The organism is Microbacterium sp. 4NA327F11 (assembly GCF_005503465.1).
GTDB lineage: Bacteria > Actinomycetota > Actinomycetes > Actinomycetales > Microbacteriaceae > Microbacterium > Microbacterium ginsengisoli.
Genome location: NZ_SCOB01000024.1, coordinates 1 through 19,826, shown reverse-complemented (window position 1 = coordinate 19,826; position 19,826 = coordinate 1). Strand labels below are relative to the sequence as shown.

Below are 19,826 nucleotides of genomic sequence, written 5' to 3'. Positions count from 1 at the left end.
CCCTTCGCTTTTGGGGAGTTACTTGGCGACCGTTGCGCGCTGGCGGCGAACCGCCGTGCCGACCACGATCGACGCGCCCGCGAGGGCGAGAGCGCCGCCGGCCACCCAGAGGGTGAGCAGCATGGTCGAGTCCGCACCCGTGCGCGGGAGCGAGCTGCCGGGGTTGGTGGTCGTGCCGCTGCTTCCGCCGCCGGTGACGGCGGGCAGGTTGCCGCCGCCCAGCGAGAAGCCGCTGGCGCCGACGGGGATGTTGACCGTAAGGAGGATCTGGCCAGACGAGTTCGCCTTCTTGGTGACCGAGGCGGTGCCGACGACCGACTTGATGATCGTGGCGAGGGAAGCAGCGTCGATGCCTTCACCGGTGAGGGTGAAGGTGACGACCTCACCCGGGTTGTAACCCGAGAGCGCGAACGTGGCCGACTGGCCAGGTCCGGGGAGAGTCGGAGCAACGCCCGGGGCGAGGATCGGCACACCGGCCGGAATCGTCTCGGGGGTCGGAGTCGGGTCGCTCGGGGTGCCCGAGTAACCCGCAGCGAAGGCGGGCTGTGCGACGAAAGCGCCACCCACCGCGAGCATCAGCGCCATCGCCGTGATGGCGAGGGCCCGCTTGATCTTGTGCGTCATGTGGTGTTCCTGTTCGGTGGCAGTGATGGGATGGAGATCTGCGACGGGGGGGGACCGGTCGCTCTCTGCGGTGCCGCGCCAGCCGAACTGTCCGATGAATGTTTCCCCCAACGGATACCCCCGCTAGCGGACCCCCATCGACACCGCACAGCCAGTATGGCGGCTAACCGCAGGTATTTCCCAGCCCAGATGTTTCGATTGGGTAAATAGTCGGGGTGGCCACCAGCGAAAGCGGAGCGCTCGCGTGGTCGCTGGCGAGCCGGATTGAGACCGCCGACTTCCCTTGCGGCGCAAGGTTTTCGTTCCACCTCAGCACCGTTCGGCCCCGGTCGCTGAACACTGTGATCGGTGCCCCGGTGCTTGTCGATGCAGATTGCGCGAGTTGCATGCCGGATGGTAGATAGACCGTCACCGCGACACCGACGATGCCGGGGGCTGTTCCGAAGGCCCCGCCGCCGGTGATGTACCAGGGGAGAGCGGTCGCCCCGTCGGCGGGCACGGTGCTCGTGAGTGTGACGTTGAGTGACGCCGTCCCAGGGGTGTTCACCGCAGGTGCGCCGCACCACGAGACATCCGCACCGACCTGCAGGTAGTAGTCGATTTTCGATCCGACCGTGTCCATGAGATACATCGCGACCGGGGTCTGGTCGACGGATGCCTCGGGCAGCGTGCCCTGCAGCAGGGTGCCGTCGAGTACGGCCTGTTCAGTCGGATGGTTGCTCGCGATCAGCAGGCGTCGCTCCGAGCCCGCCCGTCCGAGCGCGTCGATCAGCTTCGCGGGGTCGCCCTTTCCCGACGAGAGGGCGTTGAACACAGCGGTGGCCGCGACCGCGAAGAACGCGTTCTGCTGCGCATTGGCCTTCGCGGGGGTGTCGGCGCCGTACCGCAGGTAGACCTCGTTGAGCAGCAGCTGCACGGCGTTGTCGGCGCTCAGGGTGTCCCCGGTGCGCAGCGAAAGCGGGCCGGTCGCGCTCAGCAGGTAGCTGAGTGCCACCGGGTCTGCGCTGATCACTCCGTCGATCGGTGTGCTCTGAGTGCGCTTCCAGAAGTCCTGCAGCAGCTGCGCGGCCGTCGCGAAGTCGGGCACCGAGGTGATGTTCTGGTAGTAGGTCGCCGGCTTCTCGCTGAAGAGCGCCAGCGTGGCGGCATCGAGTGTCGTCACGGGCTCACCGGTGTTCGGCAGCACCTTCTGGATGTCCTCGACGGTGAACGTGATCTTGCCGTGATCGGTGTGCACCAGGGCGAGTGCGCCCGCGATGCCGCCGAGCGTGCGCAGCTCGGCCGGATTCTGGAACATCAGCAGATAGTTGCGCGGGCCGTCCGCTCCGAGCATCGCCGGCAACAGCGCGGTCGTGCGTCGCAGGGCGTCGGTGCCCTCGGCGACAGTGCTGAGCAGATCGGATGCCTCGGTCACGGGTGCGCGCAGAGCGGGCAGGAGTGCCGAACGGTCGAGGCTGTTGACCTCGGCGCTCGCCTGGGCCGCGGCGGTCGCCGCGCCGGCAGACGGCTGCGCGAGCGCCGCGACGGGCGTCAGGTCGATGGCGCCGTCCTTCGGGGTGAACAGCGAGAGGTTGAGATTGTCGGTCGCCGACACGAGCGGCTCGATCACGTCGGTCGACGTCGCATGCAGCGCGGTCGCGAGCGTGGAGACGGCGTGCAATTGGGGGCCGATCCAGGGCAGGTGGGACGCCGCCGACCAGATCGGGTCGCTGGTGAGGGCGCGGGCCTCGCTGGCGTCGGCCTCGAGCTGCGACAGAGCCGCACGTGCTCCGGCAGGGTCTTTCGAGATGCTCGACTGCACGGTGCTCGCGAGTGACTTCGCCTCGAGTAGATGCTGTGCGGCCAGGGCTCCGCGCACGCCGACCCATGTTCCGACGGCGACGGCGACGGCGAGCACGCCCCAGCAGGCGTAGATCGCCCAGCGGCGCGCGTGGCGAGAGCGGCGTGCACGGGCGGCGGTCATGCGATCACCCTAAGCGGGAGGCATCCGCTGTCACGACAACGCCGGTGCCCCCGCGGTGCCGAGGGACCCTGCGAGCTGCAAGATGACGAATGTGACGTTGAACACTGCGTGAACGACAATGGCGGTCCACAGTCGTCGCTGCACGAGAACGATCGTGCTGGTGACGAGCGCCACGGCGCCCAGCGAGACGATGGCGCTGACGTCGAGCGTCGACGTCAGACCGTGCGCGAGAACGAACAGTGCACTGCTCACGAGGGTCGCCGCGATGCCCGCAAGCACGCGGCTGCCCGTGAGGCGTCGGAACACCGTGTCGGCGGAGAGCAGCAGCACCCCTCGGAAGAAGAGCTCCTCGAGAAGGGGTGAGACGACGACCGGCACGAGGGCGCCGAACACGACCCACTGCAGATCGAGGGTGGCGGTGGGCCAGGCGGCCGCTCCTCCTTGTGCCGCCTGGGCGACGAGGCCTTGCACAAGGCGCAGGGCGAGTCCGATGACGACGCCGTAGAGCAGGTCTCGCGCCCGGAATCGAAGGATGCCCCGGGGCGCCCCGTAGACGAAGCCGACGACCACTCCCGTCGCCATCGCGGCGAGCACCGCGACGTCGGCGATGAGAGTGCCGGTCGCAAGGTCAGCGGCGCTGAGCGCGGTGGCCGAGATGAGGATCGCGAGCGCCAGCGCCGACAGCGAGACGCCGAGCACGCGCAAGCCCCATTGGTGGCGGGTCGCGCGACGTGTGCTCACGGGGGAGGGTTCGTCGGTGAGCGGGTCGGTCACGCGGCCAGAGTACCGGCGCACGTTCGTTGCGTCGCGGTCACCAGTCAGAAACATGCGTTGTGGCAGGATGAAGCCCGTATCACCGGGGAAAGGCGCCATGGAGCTCAGCGACTACATCAGAGTTCTGCGAAAGAACTGGCTCGTCATCGTCGCCATCACCCTCATCGGGCTGGGGGCGGCCGCGGGCTACTCACTCACTCGGACCCCCATGTACCAGGCAGAGGCGACAGTGTTCGTGTCGACTCAGCAGGGAAACACGGTGCAGGAGCTCCAGCAGGGATCGACCTTCACACAGGCGCGCGTGACCACCTACACGAAGCTAGTAACACAGCAGACTGTGCTTCAGAAGACGATCGACAGGCTGCAACTCAATACGTCGGTCGACAGTCTCGCGTCACACATCACGGCGACGAACGCGTTGAACACGACACTCATCCAGATCGCCGCAACGGATGAAAGTCCGCAACGGGCAGCTGATATCGCCAATGCGGTGAGCGAGAGTCTTACCGAGACCGTTCCCGAGATCGAGCCGTCCACTGCTAGTGGTGGGAGCACAGTGAAGCTCACCACGACGACAACCGCGACAGCTCCCACATCGCCAGTGAGTCCCAACGTTCCCCTCAATCTTGCAGTGGGGGGTCTCATTGGCTTGATTCTCGGCACCGGAATTGCGGTTCTCCGCCACGTGCTCGACACGAAGGTGCGTTCCGTCCGCGACGTCGTCGCGATAACGGAGCGGCCGATTATCGGCGCCATCCCCTTCGATCCGAAGGCCGCGGAGCGGCCGATCATTCTCCAGGCCGATCCGCACAATGCTCGTTCAGAGTCATTCCGCGCACTACGAACCAATCTGCAGTTCCTCGAGATGGATGGTGGTCACGTTTTCGTCGTCACGTCGAGTCTCCCCTCGGAGGGTAAGTCGACGACCTCCGTGAATCTCGCGATTGCGCTCGCTGATGCTGGCAAGCGAGTGGCGCTTGTCGACACGGACCTAAGGAAGCCGAAGGTCGCGGAGTATCTCGGCGTTGAAGGAGGTGCCGGCCTCACTGACGTGCTCATCGGGCGGGCAAGACTCACCGACGTCATGCTCCCATGGGGCCAGCGCTCGCTATACGCACTCCCCGCCGGAAAGGTGCCGCCCAACCCGAGCGAACTACTTGGGTCGGCACAGATGTCGCAGTTGCTCGAGGTGCTCGCGCGTGAGTTCGACATCGTGATCCTGGACGCTCCTCCCCTTCTCCCCGTGACCGACGCAGCAATCCTGTCGAAAGTGTCCGCGGGTGCTCTCGTGGTTGTGGCGGCCGGACGCACGACGAAGGGTCAACTAGGTGCAGCCCTCGACGCCCTTGAGACCGTGGGGGCCCGTGTCGCCGGCATCGTGATGTCCATGGTTCCCATTAAAGGTCCGGATGCCTATGGGTATGGGTATGGGTATGGGTACGGGTACGGCGGCGCATATGGCGGCTATACAGCCTCATCAGCTCGTGCGAGGAGTAAGCCAAAGCGGGGGGCCAAAGGTCCCGGAAGTGTGGTCGTTGATTAGATGCGGGCACTCCGCCGGCAACACCCCAGAACGATTCACTTCTCGTTGTCTCGGGATCGACTAACGCATCATGAGGGGGGAATTGATGATTATCGACTGTCTTCTGGACCCGACGCGAACTTCCCCACGCTTTTCCGTGCTTGCGCACTCGCGGCGTCGCTCAGGTCGCGGTTGTCACGCTCGACTCCATCACGACCGGGGGCTCTTCGTAGCTCCAGGTTCGCTCGTCTTTGTAGCCCGCGTCCCGCGCCACGGGCCGAGATGGGCGTCGGACAATAGCTCGAGCATTCGCAAGGAGGGAACGTCGGCGACCGGGCTGTCCCAGTGCTCCCGACTTGAGATTGGCAGGATGGCGAGCAGCTTTCCATCCCGAGAGGACGTGTGTTGACTGGTCTAATAGTCCACGAATGGGCGGAGCCGGCGGGCGGTGCCGAGCGTGTAGTCGACGAGTTCGTGAGGTGCTATCCAGACGCGGACGTCCAGGTCTTGTGGGACGACACGAACGCCCGATTCGGGCCCCGCACATACGAGAGCTGGCTTGCAAAGACGCCTCTGCGTCGACACAAGGCCGCGGCGCTGCCGTTCCTTCTGCCGACTTGGCGTCGCATTCCGGATCGAGCGGACTACGAATGGGCGCTCATTAGTTCCCACCTCTTCGCACACCACCTCAAGCTCCTCACGTCGCGTGTGGTGCCCAAGTACGTGTATGTGCATACTCCGGCTAGATACATCTGGGCGCCGGAGCTTGATTCCCGCGGTGGCTCCAGTCTCGCGCGAGCGGCGTCACGAGTGATCAAGCCGATCGATAAGCGGCGCGCGGGCGAGGCGACGTCGATCTCGACAAACAGTCGTTACACCGCGGATCGGATCGCGAAGTGCTGGGACATCGAGGCCAAGGTCATCTACCCACCAGTCAATCTTCAGAAAGTCCGGAGCGTAGCGCGGGACGACCCGACACTTGCTGATGAGGACTTGCGCCTACTCGACATGCTGCCATCTCCGTTTGTTCTCGGCGCGTCCCGGTTTGTGCGGTACAAGAGGCTCGACTTGGTGATCCGGGCCGGGGAAGCCAGTGGTCTACCCGTCGTCATTGCGGGATCCGGCCCCGAGGAGCAGGCGTTGCGAGAACTGGCCGCCGCCGCCAGCGTCCCGGTGACGATTCTGATGTCCCCCTCCGACCAATTGCTCTTCAACCTCTATTGGAGAGCCGCGTGCTTCGTGTTCCCGGCAGTGGAGGACTTCGGGATCATGCCGATCGAGGCTATGGCCGCGGGTGCGCCCGTAGTGAGTATTGGGAGTGGGGGCGCCGCTGAGTCCACCCGGCTGACAGGCGGCGGCGTGACAGTCGACGATTTCAACGACGCGGCCGCGGTGAGTGAAGCGATACGCGCCGCGCTCTTGATGGATCGGCGCAAAGTCTCGGCTTCGGTGGATCAGTTCTCTGCAGACAGGTTTCGGTCACAGATCGTAGAGTGGGTGACTTCAAGTGGATAACTCCGCTACGCTCGCCGACCGCTGGGGGTCTTCCCGCAGGCGGGTCGCGGTTTGGCGGGATGAATGGCTCCCCCGTTCGGAGACGTTCATCCGGGATCAGATGCAGGCGATGAACGCGTGGCAACCGGTACCGCTCGGTCTCTTCCGCAGCACTCCGGCCGACGAATTGGCATGGGTCGCGGTCCCGCGTGTTGTTCCTCGAAGGGTAGCTGGCCGTCTGAGGAGCACCCGGCTCGCGCAGGCTCGAATAGCTAACCGACTCCGGCGCGATTCGGTCGATATCGTCCACGCGCACTTCGGTACGGGCGCGGTCACGGTTCTCCCGGCAGTGAAGAAGCGATCGCTCCCTCTGGTCGTTACTTTTCACGGCTTCGATGCCAGCCGGCTCCTCTTCGGAAATGACATTGCCGCGAGGCGTTACCAGAGCGACCTGCGGGGGGTCTTCGACTACGCCAGCGTCATCATCGCGGTGTCCGAGTACATCGCCGACAATGTGCGGTCGGCCGGTGCACCGCCTGCAAAGATCCGTGTGATGCCTATCGGTTCGAAGGTAGTGCCACCGGTCTCTGGCGCTCGGGCCGAGGAACGGGCCGGCATCCTGTTCGTCGGTCGACTCGTCCCTAAGAAGGGGGTCGATGACCTGCTGGACTCAATCGCTCTGATCGATGCTCCACTCAGAGCTACTCCGGTCACGATTGTCGGTGACGGACCAGAGCGATCGGATCTTGAGAGGAAGGCGCTCGATCTCGGCCTCAATGTGAGTTTCACGGGAGCGCTTGATCATGAGGGCGTTCGCCGGAAGATGAGTGAGGCATCGATCTTCGTCGCTCCGTCCAAGACCGCCCCGGATGGCGATGCGGAGGGGTTCGGCATGGTGTTCCTCGAGGCGTCCCAAGCGGGCCTGGCGTCGATTGCGTATAGGCACGGCGGCGTGAGGGAAGCAGTCGTCGACGGAGTCACCGGTCTGTTGGCCGACGAGGGCGATGTCGCGCAACTGAGCCGGAAAGTGGCTGAGTTGCTGAAGAATCCCGAACGAGCGCGGTCACTGGGCGAGGCTGGACGACTGCGTGCGACGAACGAGTTCGACATTCGCACGCGCACAGCTGCGCTAGAGGGACTCTACGACGAGGTACTCCGTGACCATCGGGATCGATCATGAGGCTCGTCCTAGCGTCCCGGTCGCTTCCTGAGCACGGCGGGGGCGGGATGGAGGAGATCGCATTCGTTCTCGCGAGTGAGCTGGCGAAGAATCACGACGTGACGATGCTAACCACGCCGTTTCCCCAACCCGCGGGCCCAACGGGGAAATACCCGTTCGATCTGCATGTGTTGGAGGGCGCCCCCGGTTCCTACACCCACGAATGGATGATGGCCGTCGACGCGTACTGCCAGCACGATCGCCCGGATGCCGTGCTGGGCGTAAGCGCGGCAGCACACCGCGCTGCACGCAATTCTGATCGCCGCTACCCCGTGGTGATGCAAGCCCACGGCACCTCACTGTTGGAGGCTAGACGGCGGGCCCGCGCTGGGGGTCTACGGGGGTTCGTCGGCGCGGCGCGCGCGATGAGAGGCCTGGTCTCCGACCTTGCGATCTACCCGCGGTACGACTGTGTCGTGGCGATCAGTCCGACGGTCTCCCGGTCAATCGAGTCTTTGCCGCCGGGCCTCCGCCCCCCGAGAATTCATGAGATTCCGAATGGGATCCAGCCCGCTGTGGATGATTCCCGCACAGAGGAGAACGGACCCATTCGAACTATTCTCTTCGTGGGGCGGCTCGACCGGCAGAAGGGTGTGCACCTGGTCATCGAGGCACTGACGTCGACGGATGCGAAGTTGCTTGTAGTCGGTGACGGGGTGGAGGCGACGCGGCTCGAGAAGCTCGCCTCCACGGTGGGCGTGCGTGATCGCGTCGAGTTCTTCGGGAGGGTCAACAACTCTGAGATCGACGGCTTCTACCGGCGGGCGAGCGTCGTCGTCGCACCGTCGCTCGGCAACGAGGGACTTCCCACGGTGGCGCTAGAGGCTCTTCGCGCGCACCGTCCTTTCGTCACCACGACGGCCGGTGCCGCAGGATTTGCGGAGCTCCCCTATGGGGTGATCGTTGCTGATGGGGTGCCCAGCGCATTGGCGGCCGCCATTAGGGCTGCCGATCGCCTGGATTATGACCGTATTTCACTTCCCTCTTCAAACACCGTCTCTGCTTCGGCCGCAGCATACGCGACACTGCTGGAAGAACTCGTGAACGAGCGGAGTGCGTCATGAGCGGAAAAAGGTTCCGCAATCTTGGCTATACGTCTGCTTGTCAGTGGTCACCGAGGAACGTCGTCACGCTCAGCGCCCGCCGAGTCTGCGGCGGGGATAGGTTCGGTCAATGATCACGACCGTTTTCATAGTCGGCGTCGCATTGATCTTGGCGATCTTGCTTCGTCGGCGCGCGCACTGGGCGGTCGGCCTATATCTGGTCCTGTGGACTCTCGTGCCCGAAGCGGAGATGCAGAGCTTCGGCGACAGTGCTCTGCCCATCGGGCTTCATCCGGCGAGTTGGTTGATCATTTCGATGTTTGTTATTCAGCTGGTTTCGCGTCCCAGCGCTGTGGCTAAAGCAATCCGCTTCCACCCAGCGATCCTCAGTCTGTTCGGCATAGGTGTGGTCATGCTCGTCGCTACGATCGTTGGTCGGGGGCGGCTACAGATCTTCTCGGAGGAGGTCGGCGTACCGATACTCGCCTTGATCATCGTGTTAATTGCCGCCACCGAGCAGCGGTCGATTGTTAAACAACTGGCCCTCCTTATTGTGGCTCTCGCGGCGGTCGTCTCCATCGGAGGAATCGCCGAGTTTATCTCTGGCCGGTACCTCTTCTACATTGAGGCAAATCAAGCAGCATACGCCTGGTATAACGCGAACGCCTTTGATCGGCCGATGAGTACTACGGGGCATGCGCTCGTCTTCGGGTTCTTCGCCGCATGCTCCATCCCGTTGCTCGTAGTAATACGTAGTGCCAGACTCCAGTTCGGCCTTGCCGTGGTGCTCTACACGGGAGTCCTGGTATCCCAGACCCGGCTTTCCCTCGTCATCGCGTCGGTCGCCGTGCTATATCTGATCCTGCGTGCTGATACCGCTCCGACGACGCGATTGTTCCTCTCAGTCCTCATCGGTCTCGGAAGCCTGTGCGTCGTCTTCTTCGCAGGTTCGCTCTCGACATTCCAGAGGTTCAGCCTCGACGACAGCTCCGCCGAGCTTAGGAGAATCTCATACGGCTGGTACGCGGAGAACTGGTCAAGTCTTCCTGTAATTGGCTCGGGGATGGGAAGTTTCAGCGCCGTCGCCCAAGCTAGCGGTCTTTCGACGAGTTTCGAGAGTTCGCTGATCCAGCTTCTCATCGACTTCGGCATCCCGATCGTCACCGTCCTCGTGGCGACCCTCGTCGTGCTACTTCTCCCGCGGCGAGGCCATCGTCGGCTACGCGGGCCGCTAGCAGCGTCCATCGCCGCGGTGACACTGACCCTCACGTTCAGTTCGATCGGCAACGTCACGCTGGTGGGTCCTGTGTTGTTCGTCCTGATCGGGATGGCCGTCGTCAATTCCCCACTGGACGATCGGGGCGAAGATCTCCTCCCGTCGTCGTCCGCTCGCGCTAGCGAGCCGCTTGTGCGAGTCCCCGTCAGGGAGTCCTTCTCCACATGATCTCGAACACGCGGAGGAGAGTGGTGTGCCGTGAGGACGGACGTGATCGCTGATGATGAACGTTTCTACTAGGTAACCGTGTTTTGGAAGCGAAAGCCAAGGACTTGAGAGAACACACTTCTTCCCGATCTACGTCGGAACCCCGATTCCGGATCGCGATCGACGCACGCATCATCAACACGTCCACGGGGACCTATGTTCAAAGACTCCTGGAACACCTTCAGGATGTCGATACCCACAACGAGTACACCGTTCTGGTTCCGGAGAAGGACCGAGAATTTTGGAAGCCGCGAGCCTCGAACTTCGCCGTCGCGGTGGCGAACTATGCCAATTATTCGCTTGCCGAGCAGTGGAATTTTCTTCGTTTCCTCAATGCCAGAAAGTTCGATCTAGTGCATTTCTGCATGCCTCAGCAGCCGATCCTGTACCGGGGTCGACGCGTGACCACCTTTCACGATCTCACCCTGTTGAAGACCGTGAACATCGACAAGAATCCCCTGATGTTCAGGTTCAAGCAGTTGGTGGGAAGGGTCGCCTTCCGTAGCGCTGCACACAAGTCGTCGGTCGTGCTATGCCCAACCCGCTTCACACGCGAGGAGGTCGTTCGCCTGTGGCCGGGAATCGCGGATCGCACTGTCGTGACCTACGAGGCCGCAGAGATCGAGTCTCATGAGACCTCGCCGGTCGACCTGCCGTTCCAGGAGTTCCTTCTATATGTCGGCAGTCATAGCTCCTATAAGAACATCAACAGGCTGGTCGACGCCCATCAGCTCGTTCGTCGTGAGCGACCGGGAGTAGGGCTGGTCTTCGCCGGATCGATCAACGGCGCCGCGCGGATGACGATGGAACACGTCGCGGCAGTCGCCGCTGAAGGCGTGCATTTTTCCGGGTTCGTATCGGTCGCTGAAAGAAACACTCTCTATCAGCAAGCAATCGCTTACGTGTTCCCCTCCCTCATGGAGGGATTCGGCCTGCCGGGTCTCGAAGCCATGCTCTGGGGCACTCCCGTGGTGAGCTCCGATGCGACCTGCCTTCCCGAAGTGTACGGAGATGCGGCGGAGTATTTCGATCCCCTCAGCGTCCCCGACATCGCACGGGCGATTTTGGCCGTGATCGACAACCCCGAGAGGCGAGCGGAGCTCTCGACCGTCGGCAGGGCGCGGGTTGGGAGCTTCTCGTGGCGGACTATGGCCGAGCAAACCCACGGCGCGTACCTGTCCGCGCTCGGCGACGCAGTGCGATGATCCGATGACCCGAGTACTCTTCGTCAGCCACACCTACCCGTCCGGTGTCTTCCGCGTCGGCAGCCATCACCTCTCCCGAGAGCTGGCGGTGCAAGGGCATGAGGTACTGCACGTATCGACCTCGTTCTCCCTGGTGCACCAACTCCTTCGTCGCGTCGATGCCTCGCAGATGACGGCCTATCGATCCAATGCCAATGGATCGAGATCCGGGGTGATCGACCTCATCCCACGGACGGTTCTCCCGGTTCGATACCTGCGCCAGGCCAGGTGGGGCTCCGTACTGGGGAATGTCGGCTGGAAGCGAGCAGACGTCACCTTCGTCGATGAGCCGATGATGTGGTCGAGAACACTTCGCGACGTCTCCGGAACACTCGTGTACCGGCCTACGGATCTCTATCTGGAGGGGGTGAAGGAACGAAGGCAGCGTCAGATCCTAAGACACGTGGACGGCGTCGTCGCGACCTCGAGAACCGTCCTCGAGGGCCTTGGCCCACTCGAGATCCCGTCAATGGTGATGGAGAATGGCGTTGAACACGCTTCCTTCGCGTCGGCCGACGGGCCTCGAAGGAGGAGCGCCACATACGTGGGCGCCTTGGACGGGCGGTTCGACTGGAATGCGATCGAAATCCTGTCCCGCGGTTTCCCCGAGTGGACCTTCTCTATCGTCGGCCCCGGTTCGCCCCCCCGGCCATTCCCCAATAACGTCGAGATCCTCGGCCCGGTTCCTTACCCCCAGATTCCCCTCGAGTTGTCTCGATCTCGGATCGGACTGCTCCCGTTGTCTTCGGATCCGCTCAATGCCGGTCGGAGTCCGATGAAGCTGTATGAGTATCTGAGCGCCGGCCTCGTGGTGGTCTCTCGGCAAACTTCTCAACTCGCGCCGAATGCCGACGTCGGAATCTTCACGTACGATTCCGACACCTCACTCCTCTCGGCCTTCGCGGCCGCCGCGGGGGCGGCGAATGCCGCCGCCAATCTAGCCGGGGTCGCACATGCAGCGAGTCAGGACTGGTCGCGTAAGGCGCAAGAACTGCTACGGTTCGCCCGCTCGCTTCGCCCGCGACAACCCTGAATGGCGACCATGTCACTGACGCGTCTCGATCAAGACAATTCTCGACGACAACACTCTTGAATAGACTGGCTCGCATGCGCCTCGGAGCTTCGGCGCTTCGCTGGAACGATCGCGCGGCGATTACTGACGTGGCGAAGCATCGATTCCACCCGCGCCGTGGTGCTCGGCATCGAGTTCCCTCGTACGCACGGGCTGTCGGGCTCGCCCTGCACGAGGCCACGGTCTTGGGGGACAACGTGAAGCAGTATCAGGGCGTCACGCTCGGTCGGGCCGAGATGAGCCGTCTGGCCGCCGCGACTCGGTCCGGTGATCACATCGTGGTCGAGGACGGCGTGATGATTTGAGCCAACCCACCGGTGCTGTTCAGGTCGAGGCAGGGATTGAAGATCGGTGCCGGAGCGGTAATCGATGTCGGGTTCGTACTTGCGCACAGTATCTGCCCGGCGGATCTGGGCTGGGCCGCCCGCGACGAGATCGTCCGCCCGGAGACCGGTCGGCAGTCGGGGAATTTTGTCTCACTGATCGGTCTGTAGATGACCGGGCTGCTCTGGGCGTCGAAACCCCGCTTCCGACAGGCCCGTCGTTGTTTCGCAATGGACATTCGACCTCAGGTTCCGATCGGCGCCATTGTGCGCCGAAGTGACGAGGCGTGCGTGGTCGCGCTTTCGGTCCGCTATCGTTCGACCATGCTCAAGGTTCGTTCGGCCGCGATCGATGCCGTCCGTGTCGTGGGGATCGTCGCCGTCGTGGCCGGTCACGTGTGGAGCAACGGAACCGCGCGAGAGCTCCTCTACACCTGGCACGTCCCCGTCTTCTTCTTTCTCAGCGGCTACCTGTGGGCACCCGGGCGCACCCTGGGTGCCGAGTTCCGCAACCGGTGGCGCACCCTGGGGCGGCCGTACCTCGCGTGGCTGGTCGTCATTGGGGCAGTGTTCCTCGGATGGCTGGCGCTCAGGGGGCAGTTGACCCCGACGATGCCGCTCCGCCTGCTCATGGGCGGAGATTACATCGGACGCCCATTCTCGGCCTTCTGGTTCATGAGCGCTCTGTTCGCGGCCTGCGTGATCTTCCGGGCTCTGGACCGCTGGCCCTGGTTGGTCGCGGGCCTCGGGGCTTGCGGTCTCGTCGCCGCCGCGGCCGTTCCGGATCTGATTGCAGAGATCCCGCTGAGCGTGGGGATCTCGGTGCCCGCATTGATCTTCATGGTGGCGGGATTCGCCTTTCGTCGCGTACGCAACCGGATCGCTCGCCTCGTTCCGCTTGCGTTCGGCGCGCTCGTGCTCTCGGCGGTCGTCGTCGCGCTCGGGTGGTCGGCGCCTCTAGACATGAAACGAGCGGACTTCGGAACGCCCGGGCTCAGCGTGCTCGTCTCTATCCTGATTTGCGCGGGGCTGCTCGTCCTCGCCGAGGCGCTCATTCCGATGCTGGGTATCGCCGTCGGACGGACCATTGTCGCTTTGGCCACCTGCGGGACGATGGTGATCCTCACCCACGCAGCGATCCTCTGGTTGTTGAACGCGCCGGCAGACGGCTCGGTGATCGACTTCCTTCTCGCACTTCTGGTGCCCTGGCTAGCTGCTTTCGTGACCGCACGGACGCCGCTAGCGCCCGTGCTCATCGGTGTCTCACCCGCGTCATGGCGATACCGGGCAGTTCCGACGATGTAATGTGCCCAAAGATCCGGCTCTTCGACCGATGACTTGCAGAGAGGTGTCCAACGGAGTAGCTCGACGGGTAGGGACCGGCCTTTCCGACGAAATAGTGGGCTCACAGATGATCCATCCTGGGTTTACCCGCGTGAAACAGGGCCTTCGATAGTGTCTCCCTGTGTCGCATCGATCCGTGTCTCGAAGTATCTTCACGGTCGCCGTAGGCAACCTCGCTCTGCCTCTCGCCGCGTTCGCAACCGCGCCGATCATTGCGCACTCGCTAGGGGTTAGCGGTCGTGGTGAGGTGGCAGCCGGCACTTCGCTCCTACTGCTTCTCTCGGCTGTAGGCACCCTTGGTCTCACCGATGCCGCGACATACTTCATCGCGTCCCGGCTCGCCCGGCCCGGAGTGGTGGTCCTTCGCGTGTCGTTCTATCTGTTGGCGACCGGTGTACTACTCACAGTGGTGAACTATCTGGCCGCCCCCTGGGTAGCAGGCGGAGACACCGAACTTACGGTGGTGATCAGATTAGCAGGGTTCGCCATCGCCCCGACGCTTGTTATCGGAGCCTTTCGAGGTGCCGCACAAGCCTCCCACAGATGGGGCGTCATTAATGCTGAGAAGTATGTAACCGCGACGTTTCGAATTGTTCCTCTGATTGTTCTTCTCTGGATGGGATTGCTCACTCCGATCACGGCGGTGATGACTCTGGCCTGGACACCGGTTCTTGGAGGGCTCGCTTATCTCGCTCTCCTTCGATCGGGAGATGCCAACTTTGTGCCGAGGCGGAGGGGTCGGCCGCGACTTCTCCGTTACGGGCTCGGAGTCTGGATCGGCTCGTTGTCGGGAATTCTGCTATCGCGTCTCGATCAAGCGGTCATGACTCCTCTTGCCGGTGTGTATGAACTGGGGCTTTACGCGGTCGCGGTCAACCTCACCGATCTCGTTTTAATAACTCAGAGCGCGTTGGGCCAGGTGCTCTTCGCCGCTGATGCACGCGAGCGTAATGATGAGCGCATGTATCTCGGAAGTCGGCTCTCGGTCATGGTCACGCTCGTTTCGAGTATCACCATCGCAGCTCCAATCTATTTGTGGATCTCGCTGCTTTTCGGGAGTGCGTTCCTGCCAGCGATTCCCGCGGTGCTCCTGCTCCTGCTCGCTAACATCGCTGGCGCTCCCGGCTCGGTCGCCGGGACGGCTACCTCAGCACGCGGATATCCGATTTTCCGCAGCACGTCGATCTTGGTCGCAGCGATCGTCAACGTAATATTGGTCTTTCTCCTGACTCCGACGCTAGGCGCGATGGGTGCAGCTGCCGCCACCTTGGCGGGCAACGTCGTCGCCTCGGGGATGAACGTCTATTTTGCCCATGTGCGATTCGGGATGAGCGTGCGCAAGCTATGTCTGCCGCGTTTGAGTGATCTCCAGGCACTTCTCACTGCAATCAAGAATCGTTAGGAGAGAGCAGTGCTCATCTACAACGCCTTCGCCAGGACCTTCCTTCTGGACTTCAGGCTACGCACGCTGTTGCTTCGCGCACTGGGTGCCAAAGTCAGCCGATTTTCGCGTATCGGCCCCCAGGTAATAATTCGTTCATCTGAACTCGAAATCGGGGCCTACAGCACTATCAATTACGGCTGCGTGCTCGACAACCGCTCCGGTCTGTCAATCGGGGAAAGGGTCGGAGTCGGCATTGGAGTGACGTTCACCACGAGCACGCACGACTATTCCAACCCACGTGTGCGGGCGGGAAAGGGGCACACAGAACCGATCGCCGTAAGGGATGGCGTCTGGATTGGTTCCGGCGCGGTGATCCTCGCTGGAGTAACTATAGGTGAGGGGGCTATCGTGGCCGCTGGCGCCGTGGTGAACCGAGATGTCCCCGCCCATACTGCTGTTGGCGGGGTACCGGCGACGCACCTGCGGAATTTGCCAGTCTAGGTGGGGACGTATTTGCTGCTCGTCGGTCCCAGTGCACATCCGGCGTGCACCTCTCGCCGAAGCTGTCGATGATTGGATGACCTTCTGTCTTCCCCGCCGGTGTACCGTCGTGCGCGTTTTGGAGAACGGGGTGTGCGCGTTTTCATCCCAGGTTGTGCACAGACTCGCTGCTCACCGTGCGGGTCGGGGGTCAGCGCATAAGTCCCGCCGAAGCGGAGTGATGGGGCCGTCGCCGTTACAGTCCGGATACGTGTCTCTGCTAGGAACGACAATGTCGGCAGAATCGTCCCGAGTCGCCGGATTGATCTTTAGGGAGATCCATGAAGCTTTCTGTCATCGGTTGCGGCTACCTCGGGGCCGTGCATGCGGCCGCGATGGCGTCGATCGGCCATGAGGTGGTCGGCATCGACATCGACCAGCGCAAGATCGATGCGCTGACGAAGGGCGAGGCGCCCTTCTTCGAACCCGGGCTGCCCGAGATCCTCGCCGAAGGCGTGGCATCCGGTCGCCTCAGGTTCACGACCGACATGTCGGCCGCGCGGGGTGCGGCGGTGCATTTCGTAGGCGTAGGCACCCCCCAGCAGAAGGACGGATACGCCGCTGACCTGACATACGTCAATGCCGCGTTCGATGGGCTGCTGCCCTACCTCTCCGAGGGCGACATCGTGGCGGGCAAGTCGACTGTGCCCGTCGGCACGGCCGCGGGGCTTGCGCCTCGCGTCGAAGCGACCGGCGCGACCCTCGTCTGGAACCCGGAATTCCTTCGTGAGGGCTGGGCAGTGCAAGACACGATCGATCCCGACAGGCTCGTGGCGGGGGTCCCCGCTGGTGCAGAGGGGGAGCGCGCGGCATCCATTCTTCGTGAGGTCTATCACCCCTCGGTCGCGAAGGGCACGCCTTTCATCGTTACCGACTACGCGACAGCGGAGCTGGTGAAGGTCGCGGCGAACGCCTTCCTCGCAACCAAGATCAGCTTCATCAACGCCATGGCCGAGATCGCCGAGGTAACGGGCGCCGACGTCACTCAGCTCGCAGATGCGATCGGACACGACGCTCGCATCGGGCGCCGCTTCTTGGGAGCCGGCATCGGGTTCGGCGGGGGATGCCTACCCAAGGACATCCGTGCCTTCTCGGCGCGCGCCGAAGAGCTCGGCAAGGGTGAGTCTGTCGCCTTCCTGCGTGAGATCGACGCGATCAACCTTCGTCGTCGCGATCGGGCCGTGCAACTGGCCGTCGATGCGCTCGGGGGAGAGGCCTTCGAACGCAAGATCGCCGTGCTGGGGGCCGCGTTCAAGCCGCACTCCGACGACATCCGCGATTCGCCGGCCCTCGACGTGGCGGTACGCCTGCACGGGCTGGGGGCCTCGGTGCGGGTCACCGATCCTGAGGCGATCGCGAACGCGCGCCGCATCCATCCGCAGCTGACCTACCTCGCTGACCGGGACGAGGCGTTGCGTGACGCCGACGTGGTGATCGTCGTCACCGAGTGGGATGAATATCGCCGGCAGATGGCCCCCGAGCACGTGTCGACTCTCACCGAGGGCCGCATCATCATCGACGGCCGCAACTGCCTGGATGCCGCGGCCTGGCGCGCGGCGGGATGGACGTACTACGGGATGGGGCGGCCGTAGCCGCAGCGACGTTGGGGCGCTGCCCGTGGGGCAGATCATTAGTCACGGCGCTCTGATTCACCGTCGCAGCTTGAGTCGGTACCTAATTTGATACGGCCTTCGTGTCGATCTCGGGGTCGTCGACGGGAGACACCCTTCCCGCGGTGAGCGGGTGGATTGGAGCGTGCAGCCGTCGAAGGAACCCTCTGTCGGCGTATTCGCCTGACTCGGGCTCGTTCCGCGTGCTCCGTCCGGGCGATCGTTTGCGCGGGCTCGGTCACGATGCCGGCTCACTCGCCCTGTGTCGACGTGGCTGCCGCGGGTCGGTTGTGGCAAATCGTCTCCGGAGGCCTGAACATGACCAGCAGGGGAGCCAACGATCATCGCCGACGTGACGGTTGGCCGGGGCTGACAGACACCTTTCCGGCAACGGGACGAATGTCCGTTCGAAAGCGGTCGCTAGTGAGCGGAGCTGCCAGGCGCGATGACTGCCTTTGCGGTCTTCATGAGGATCGCCAGGTCACCGACGAGGGACCAGTTCTCGACGTAGTAGAGGTCGAGGCGCACCGCATCCTCCCAGTCAAGACTTGACCGTCCGCTTACCTGCCATAGACCTGTGAGACCGGGCCGAGCGAGCAGGCGCCTGCGGGCTGCATCGGTGTAGAGAGCAACCTCGGCTGCGATCTGCGGGCGAGGTCCCACCAAGCTCATCGTGCCTCCGAGCACGTTGAATAGCTGGGGCAACTCGTCGAGAGAGTACTTTCGGATGAACTTTCCGACCGGCGTGATGCGTGGGTCATCCTTGATCTTGAAAAGGGGCGTCTCGCTTGTGCCCTGAGATTCGAGGAGAGCTTTGAGTTCCTTGTCGGCGCCCACTCGCATGGAACGGAACTTGAGCATCCTGAACGGATTGCCGTGCTGCCCAATTCGCTCCTGCTTATAGAGGAGCGGTCCGATGCTCGTCCACGAGACTGCTATCGCAACTGTGATCAGCACAGGCGACATCAAAACCACAAGGATCGCCGCGACAACGACGTCAAACGTGCGCTTGATGAACTTCTGGCCAAGTGAGAAGCGCGGCGTTTCCACGTGGATCAGCGGGAGCCCGGCGACAGGCCGCGTATGAAGGCGCGGTCCAGCGATGTCGACGATGCTGGGCGCGAGGACAAGATGTTGCCGACCTGCCTCTAGGGACCACGAGATCTGCTTCACCTTGTCGGGCGGCAACTCATCGGTGCTCGTCACTGCAACCGTGTCGGCGTTGGTCAACTGCATCGCACGCTCGATCGCGTTGACGCTTCCCATCATCGGGATGTCGGTGCCGGGCACCGTGTCGCCGACCTTCCCGCTCGGAGTACACGCACCCACGACCAGATAGCCTGCGCTGACATTTCGACCGAGTTCGCGTGCGATCTGCGCGACGGACGCCGGCGAGCCGACGAGCAGCACGCGGGCCGAATACGTGCCGCCCTGCCTCATCGCGATGAGCCATTGCCGCCACAACCAGCGGGTTGCGATGAGCACCAGCACGCCCAACGGCAGACTGATGAGCAGGAAGCCTCTCGCGACATCCACTTTTGCGATGAACGCGACGATCGCGATCGCACCGAACAGCCGCAGGCTCGCGTCGGCCACGCGAAGGTACTCGGTCGGGCCCGCGCCGATGACGCGATAACTGCGTGAATCGCTCCAGGACAGAGCGCCCAGCCAGAGCAGAATCAGGCCGAAGGAGAAGAGCCAGTATGACACCGCGGAGAATCGGTCGTCCTGGCTGATTGCGAGCTGCTCGTTTCCCAGACCGAACCATGCGATCTGAGTACCGAATACCACCCACACAAGAACAATCGAGTCGCTGATCCACAATCTGCGTTGATAGGCAGATCGCCAACTCCGCTCGAACGGGGCAACTCCGGTAGCGGGCGCAGTCATGCTCCCACGTGCGGGAGGTCCGTCCGATGAGATGTGCTCGAAAGCTGCAGACGGTTCGTTCGTGTCCGATAGCGACTCCGTCGTCGCATCGACCTGAAATTCGGTCGACACAGTGCTCCCCTCGGCTAACGGTGAATCCCTCGGTGGCCGCACGTTACCAGCCGTGTGTGACGACGGTGTGTCCTGTCCCGCGTCAAGAAGTTGGCAGGGTTTCTTCGATTTCGAAGTTGGGGATGGTCGGGCTTGCGAGCCCGAGGTGGACGTCGGCGGGCCGGTTCCAGGCGATCGCCTCGTGCG

The 19,826-nt window shown here is 63.3% G+C and carries 16 protein-coding genes; 12 read left to right on the top strand and 4 right to left on the bottom strand.

The genetic code is table 11. From position 1 onward, the window contains the following. Positions 1-18: 18 nt before the first annotated feature. The 3 genes from FFS51_RS12860 to FFS51_RS12850 form a co-directional block, all read right to left on the bottom strand. Positions 19-624 carry a hypothetical protein gene (locus FFS51_RS12860; protein ID WP_048809376.1) on the bottom strand — a complete coding sequence of 202 codons (606 nt, stop codon included), beginning with the start codon at positions 622-624 and terminating at the stop codon, positions 19-21. A gap of 163 nt (positions 625-787) precedes the next feature. Then, positions 788-2,587 (bottom strand): DUF4012 domain-containing protein, encoded by a 1,800-nt coding sequence (locus FFS51_RS12855; RefSeq protein ID WP_137878566.1) that lies wholly within the window; start codon positions 2,585-2,587, stop codon positions 788-790. A 30-nt stretch (positions 2,588-2,617) separates the two neighbouring features. Then, on the bottom strand, positions 2,618-3,361 hold the full coding sequence (locus FFS51_RS12850) for a CPBP family intramembrane glutamic endopeptidase (protein ID WP_171006191.1): 744 nt from the start codon (positions 3,359-3,361) through the stop codon (positions 2,618-2,620). A 97-nt stretch (positions 3,362-3,458) separates the two neighbouring features. Here FFS51_RS12850 and FFS51_RS12845 point away from each other — a divergent pair, with 97 nt between their 5' ends. The 12 genes from FFS51_RS12845 (at position 3,459) to FFS51_RS12790 (ending at position 17,621) form a co-directional block, all read left to right on the top strand. Then, positions 3,459-4,904, top strand: a complete 1,446-nt coding sequence (locus FFS51_RS12845; protein WP_137878565.1) for a tyrosine-protein kinase domain-containing protein — start codon at positions 3,459-3,461, stop codon at positions 4,902-4,904. A gap of 381 nt (positions 4,905-5,285) precedes the next feature. Then, entirely contained in the window at positions 5,286-6,398 is a 1,113-nt protein-coding gene (locus FFS51_RS12840; protein ID WP_249352726.1) for a glycosyltransferase, read from the top strand. After that, positions 6,391-7,557, top strand: a complete 1,167-nt coding sequence (locus tag FFS51_RS12835; RefSeq protein WP_137878564.1) for a glycosyltransferase — start codon at positions 6,391-6,393, stop codon at positions 7,555-7,557. Before FFS51_RS12840 ends, FFS51_RS12835 begins: the two co-directional genes overlap by 8 nt. After that, positions 7,554-8,660: a glycosyltransferase family 4 protein gene (locus FFS51_RS12830; protein ID WP_137878563.1), complete on the top strand. Its 1,107-nt coding sequence runs from the start codon at positions 7,554-7,556 to the stop codon at positions 8,658-8,660. Before FFS51_RS12835 ends, FFS51_RS12830 begins: the two co-directional genes overlap by 4 nt. A 109-nt stretch (positions 8,661-8,769) precedes the next feature. Beyond that, positions 8,770-10,083 carry an O-antigen ligase family protein gene (locus tag FFS51_RS12825; RefSeq protein ID WP_137878562.1) on the top strand — a complete coding sequence of 438 codons (1,314 nt, stop codon included), beginning with the start codon at positions 8,770-8,772 and terminating at the stop codon, positions 10,081-10,083. Between the two features lie 83 nt (positions 10,084-10,166). Then, positions 10,167-11,327 carry a glycosyltransferase family 4 protein gene (locus FFS51_RS12820; RefSeq protein ID WP_212742821.1) on the top strand — a complete coding sequence of 387 codons (1,161 nt, stop codon included), beginning with the start codon at positions 10,167-10,169 and terminating at the stop codon, positions 11,325-11,327. Between the two features lie 4 nt (positions 11,328-11,331). Continuing rightward, positions 11,332-12,399: a glycosyltransferase family protein gene (locus tag FFS51_RS12815; protein WP_137878561.1), complete on the top strand. Its 1,068-nt coding sequence runs from the start codon at positions 11,332-11,334 to the stop codon at positions 12,397-12,399. A gap of 74 nt (positions 12,400-12,473) precedes the next feature. Further along, positions 12,474-12,743 carry an LbetaH domain-containing protein gene (locus FFS51_RS12810; protein ID WP_137878560.1) on the top strand — a complete coding sequence of 90 codons (270 nt, stop codon included), beginning with the start codon at positions 12,474-12,476 and terminating at the stop codon, positions 12,741-12,743. A gap of 189 nt (positions 12,744-12,932) precedes the next feature. Continuing rightward, a complete protein-coding gene (locus tag FFS51_RS12805; protein ID WP_137878559.1) occupies positions 12,933-14,066 on the top strand; it encodes an acyltransferase family protein in 1,134 nt (377 codons plus the stop codon). A 175-nt stretch (positions 14,067-14,241) separates the two neighbouring features. Then, a complete protein-coding gene (locus tag FFS51_RS12800; RefSeq protein ID WP_171006190.1) occupies positions 14,242-15,507 on the top strand; it encodes an oligosaccharide flippase family protein in 1,266 nt (421 codons plus the stop codon). A 9-nt stretch (positions 15,508-15,516) separates the two neighbouring features. After that, a complete protein-coding gene (locus FFS51_RS14975; protein WP_137878557.1) occupies positions 15,517-15,990 on the top strand; it encodes an acyltransferase in 474 nt (157 codons plus the stop codon). Between the two features lie 320 nt (positions 15,991-16,310). Continuing rightward, complete coding sequence (locus tag FFS51_RS12790; protein WP_137878556.1) at positions 16,311-17,621, top strand: UDP-glucose dehydrogenase family protein; 1,311 nt, start codon at positions 16,311-16,313, stop codon at positions 17,619-17,621. 438 nt (positions 17,622-18,059) lie between these two features. On the opposite strand, the gene FFS51_RS12785 is transcribed toward FFS51_RS12790, so the two are convergent. Next, positions 18,060-19,529, bottom strand: a complete 1,470-nt coding sequence (locus FFS51_RS12785) for a sugar transferase (RefSeq protein WP_137878572.1) — start codon at positions 19,527-19,529, stop codon at positions 18,060-18,062. Between the last annotated feature and the right edge of the window lie 297 nt (positions 19,530-19,826).

Coding starts and splice junctions, on each gene's coding strand:
- FFS51_RS12860 (WP_048809376.1), bottom strand. CDS start 624: ATGACGCACAAGATCAAGCGGGCCCTCGCCATCACGGCGATGGCGCTG.
- FFS51_RS12855 (WP_137878566.1), bottom strand. CDS start 2,587: ATGACCGCCGCCCGTGCACGCCGCTCTCGCCACGCGCGCCGCTGGGCG.
- FFS51_RS12845 (WP_137878565.1), top strand. CDS start 3,459: ATGGAGCTCAGCGACTACATCAGAGTTCTGCGAAAGAACTGGCTCGTC.
- FFS51_RS12830 (WP_137878563.1), top strand. CDS start 7,554: ATGAGGCTCGTCCTAGCGTCCCGGTCGCTTCCTGAGCACGGCGGGGGC.
- FFS51_RS12825 (WP_137878562.1), top strand. CDS start 8,770: ATGATCACGACCGTTTTCATAGTCGGCGTCGCATTGATCTTGGCGATC.
- FFS51_RS12815 (WP_137878561.1), top strand. CDS start 11,332: ATGACCCGAGTACTCTTCGTCAGCCACACCTACCCGTCCGGTGTCTTC.
- FFS51_RS12810 (WP_137878560.1), top strand. CDS start 12,474: ATGCGCCTCGGAGCTTCGGCGCTTCGCTGGAACGATCGCGCGGCGATT.
- FFS51_RS12805 (WP_137878559.1), top strand. CDS start 12,933: ATGACCGGGCTGCTCTGGGCGTCGAAACCCCGCTTCCGACAGGCCCGT.
- FFS51_RS12790 (WP_137878556.1), top strand. CDS start 16,311: ATGAAGCTTTCTGTCATCGGTTGCGGCTACCTCGGGGCCGTGCATGCG.
- FFS51_RS12785 (WP_137878572.1), bottom strand. CDS start 19,529: ATGACTGCGCCCGCTACCGGAGTTGCCCCGTTCGAGCGGAGTTGGCGA.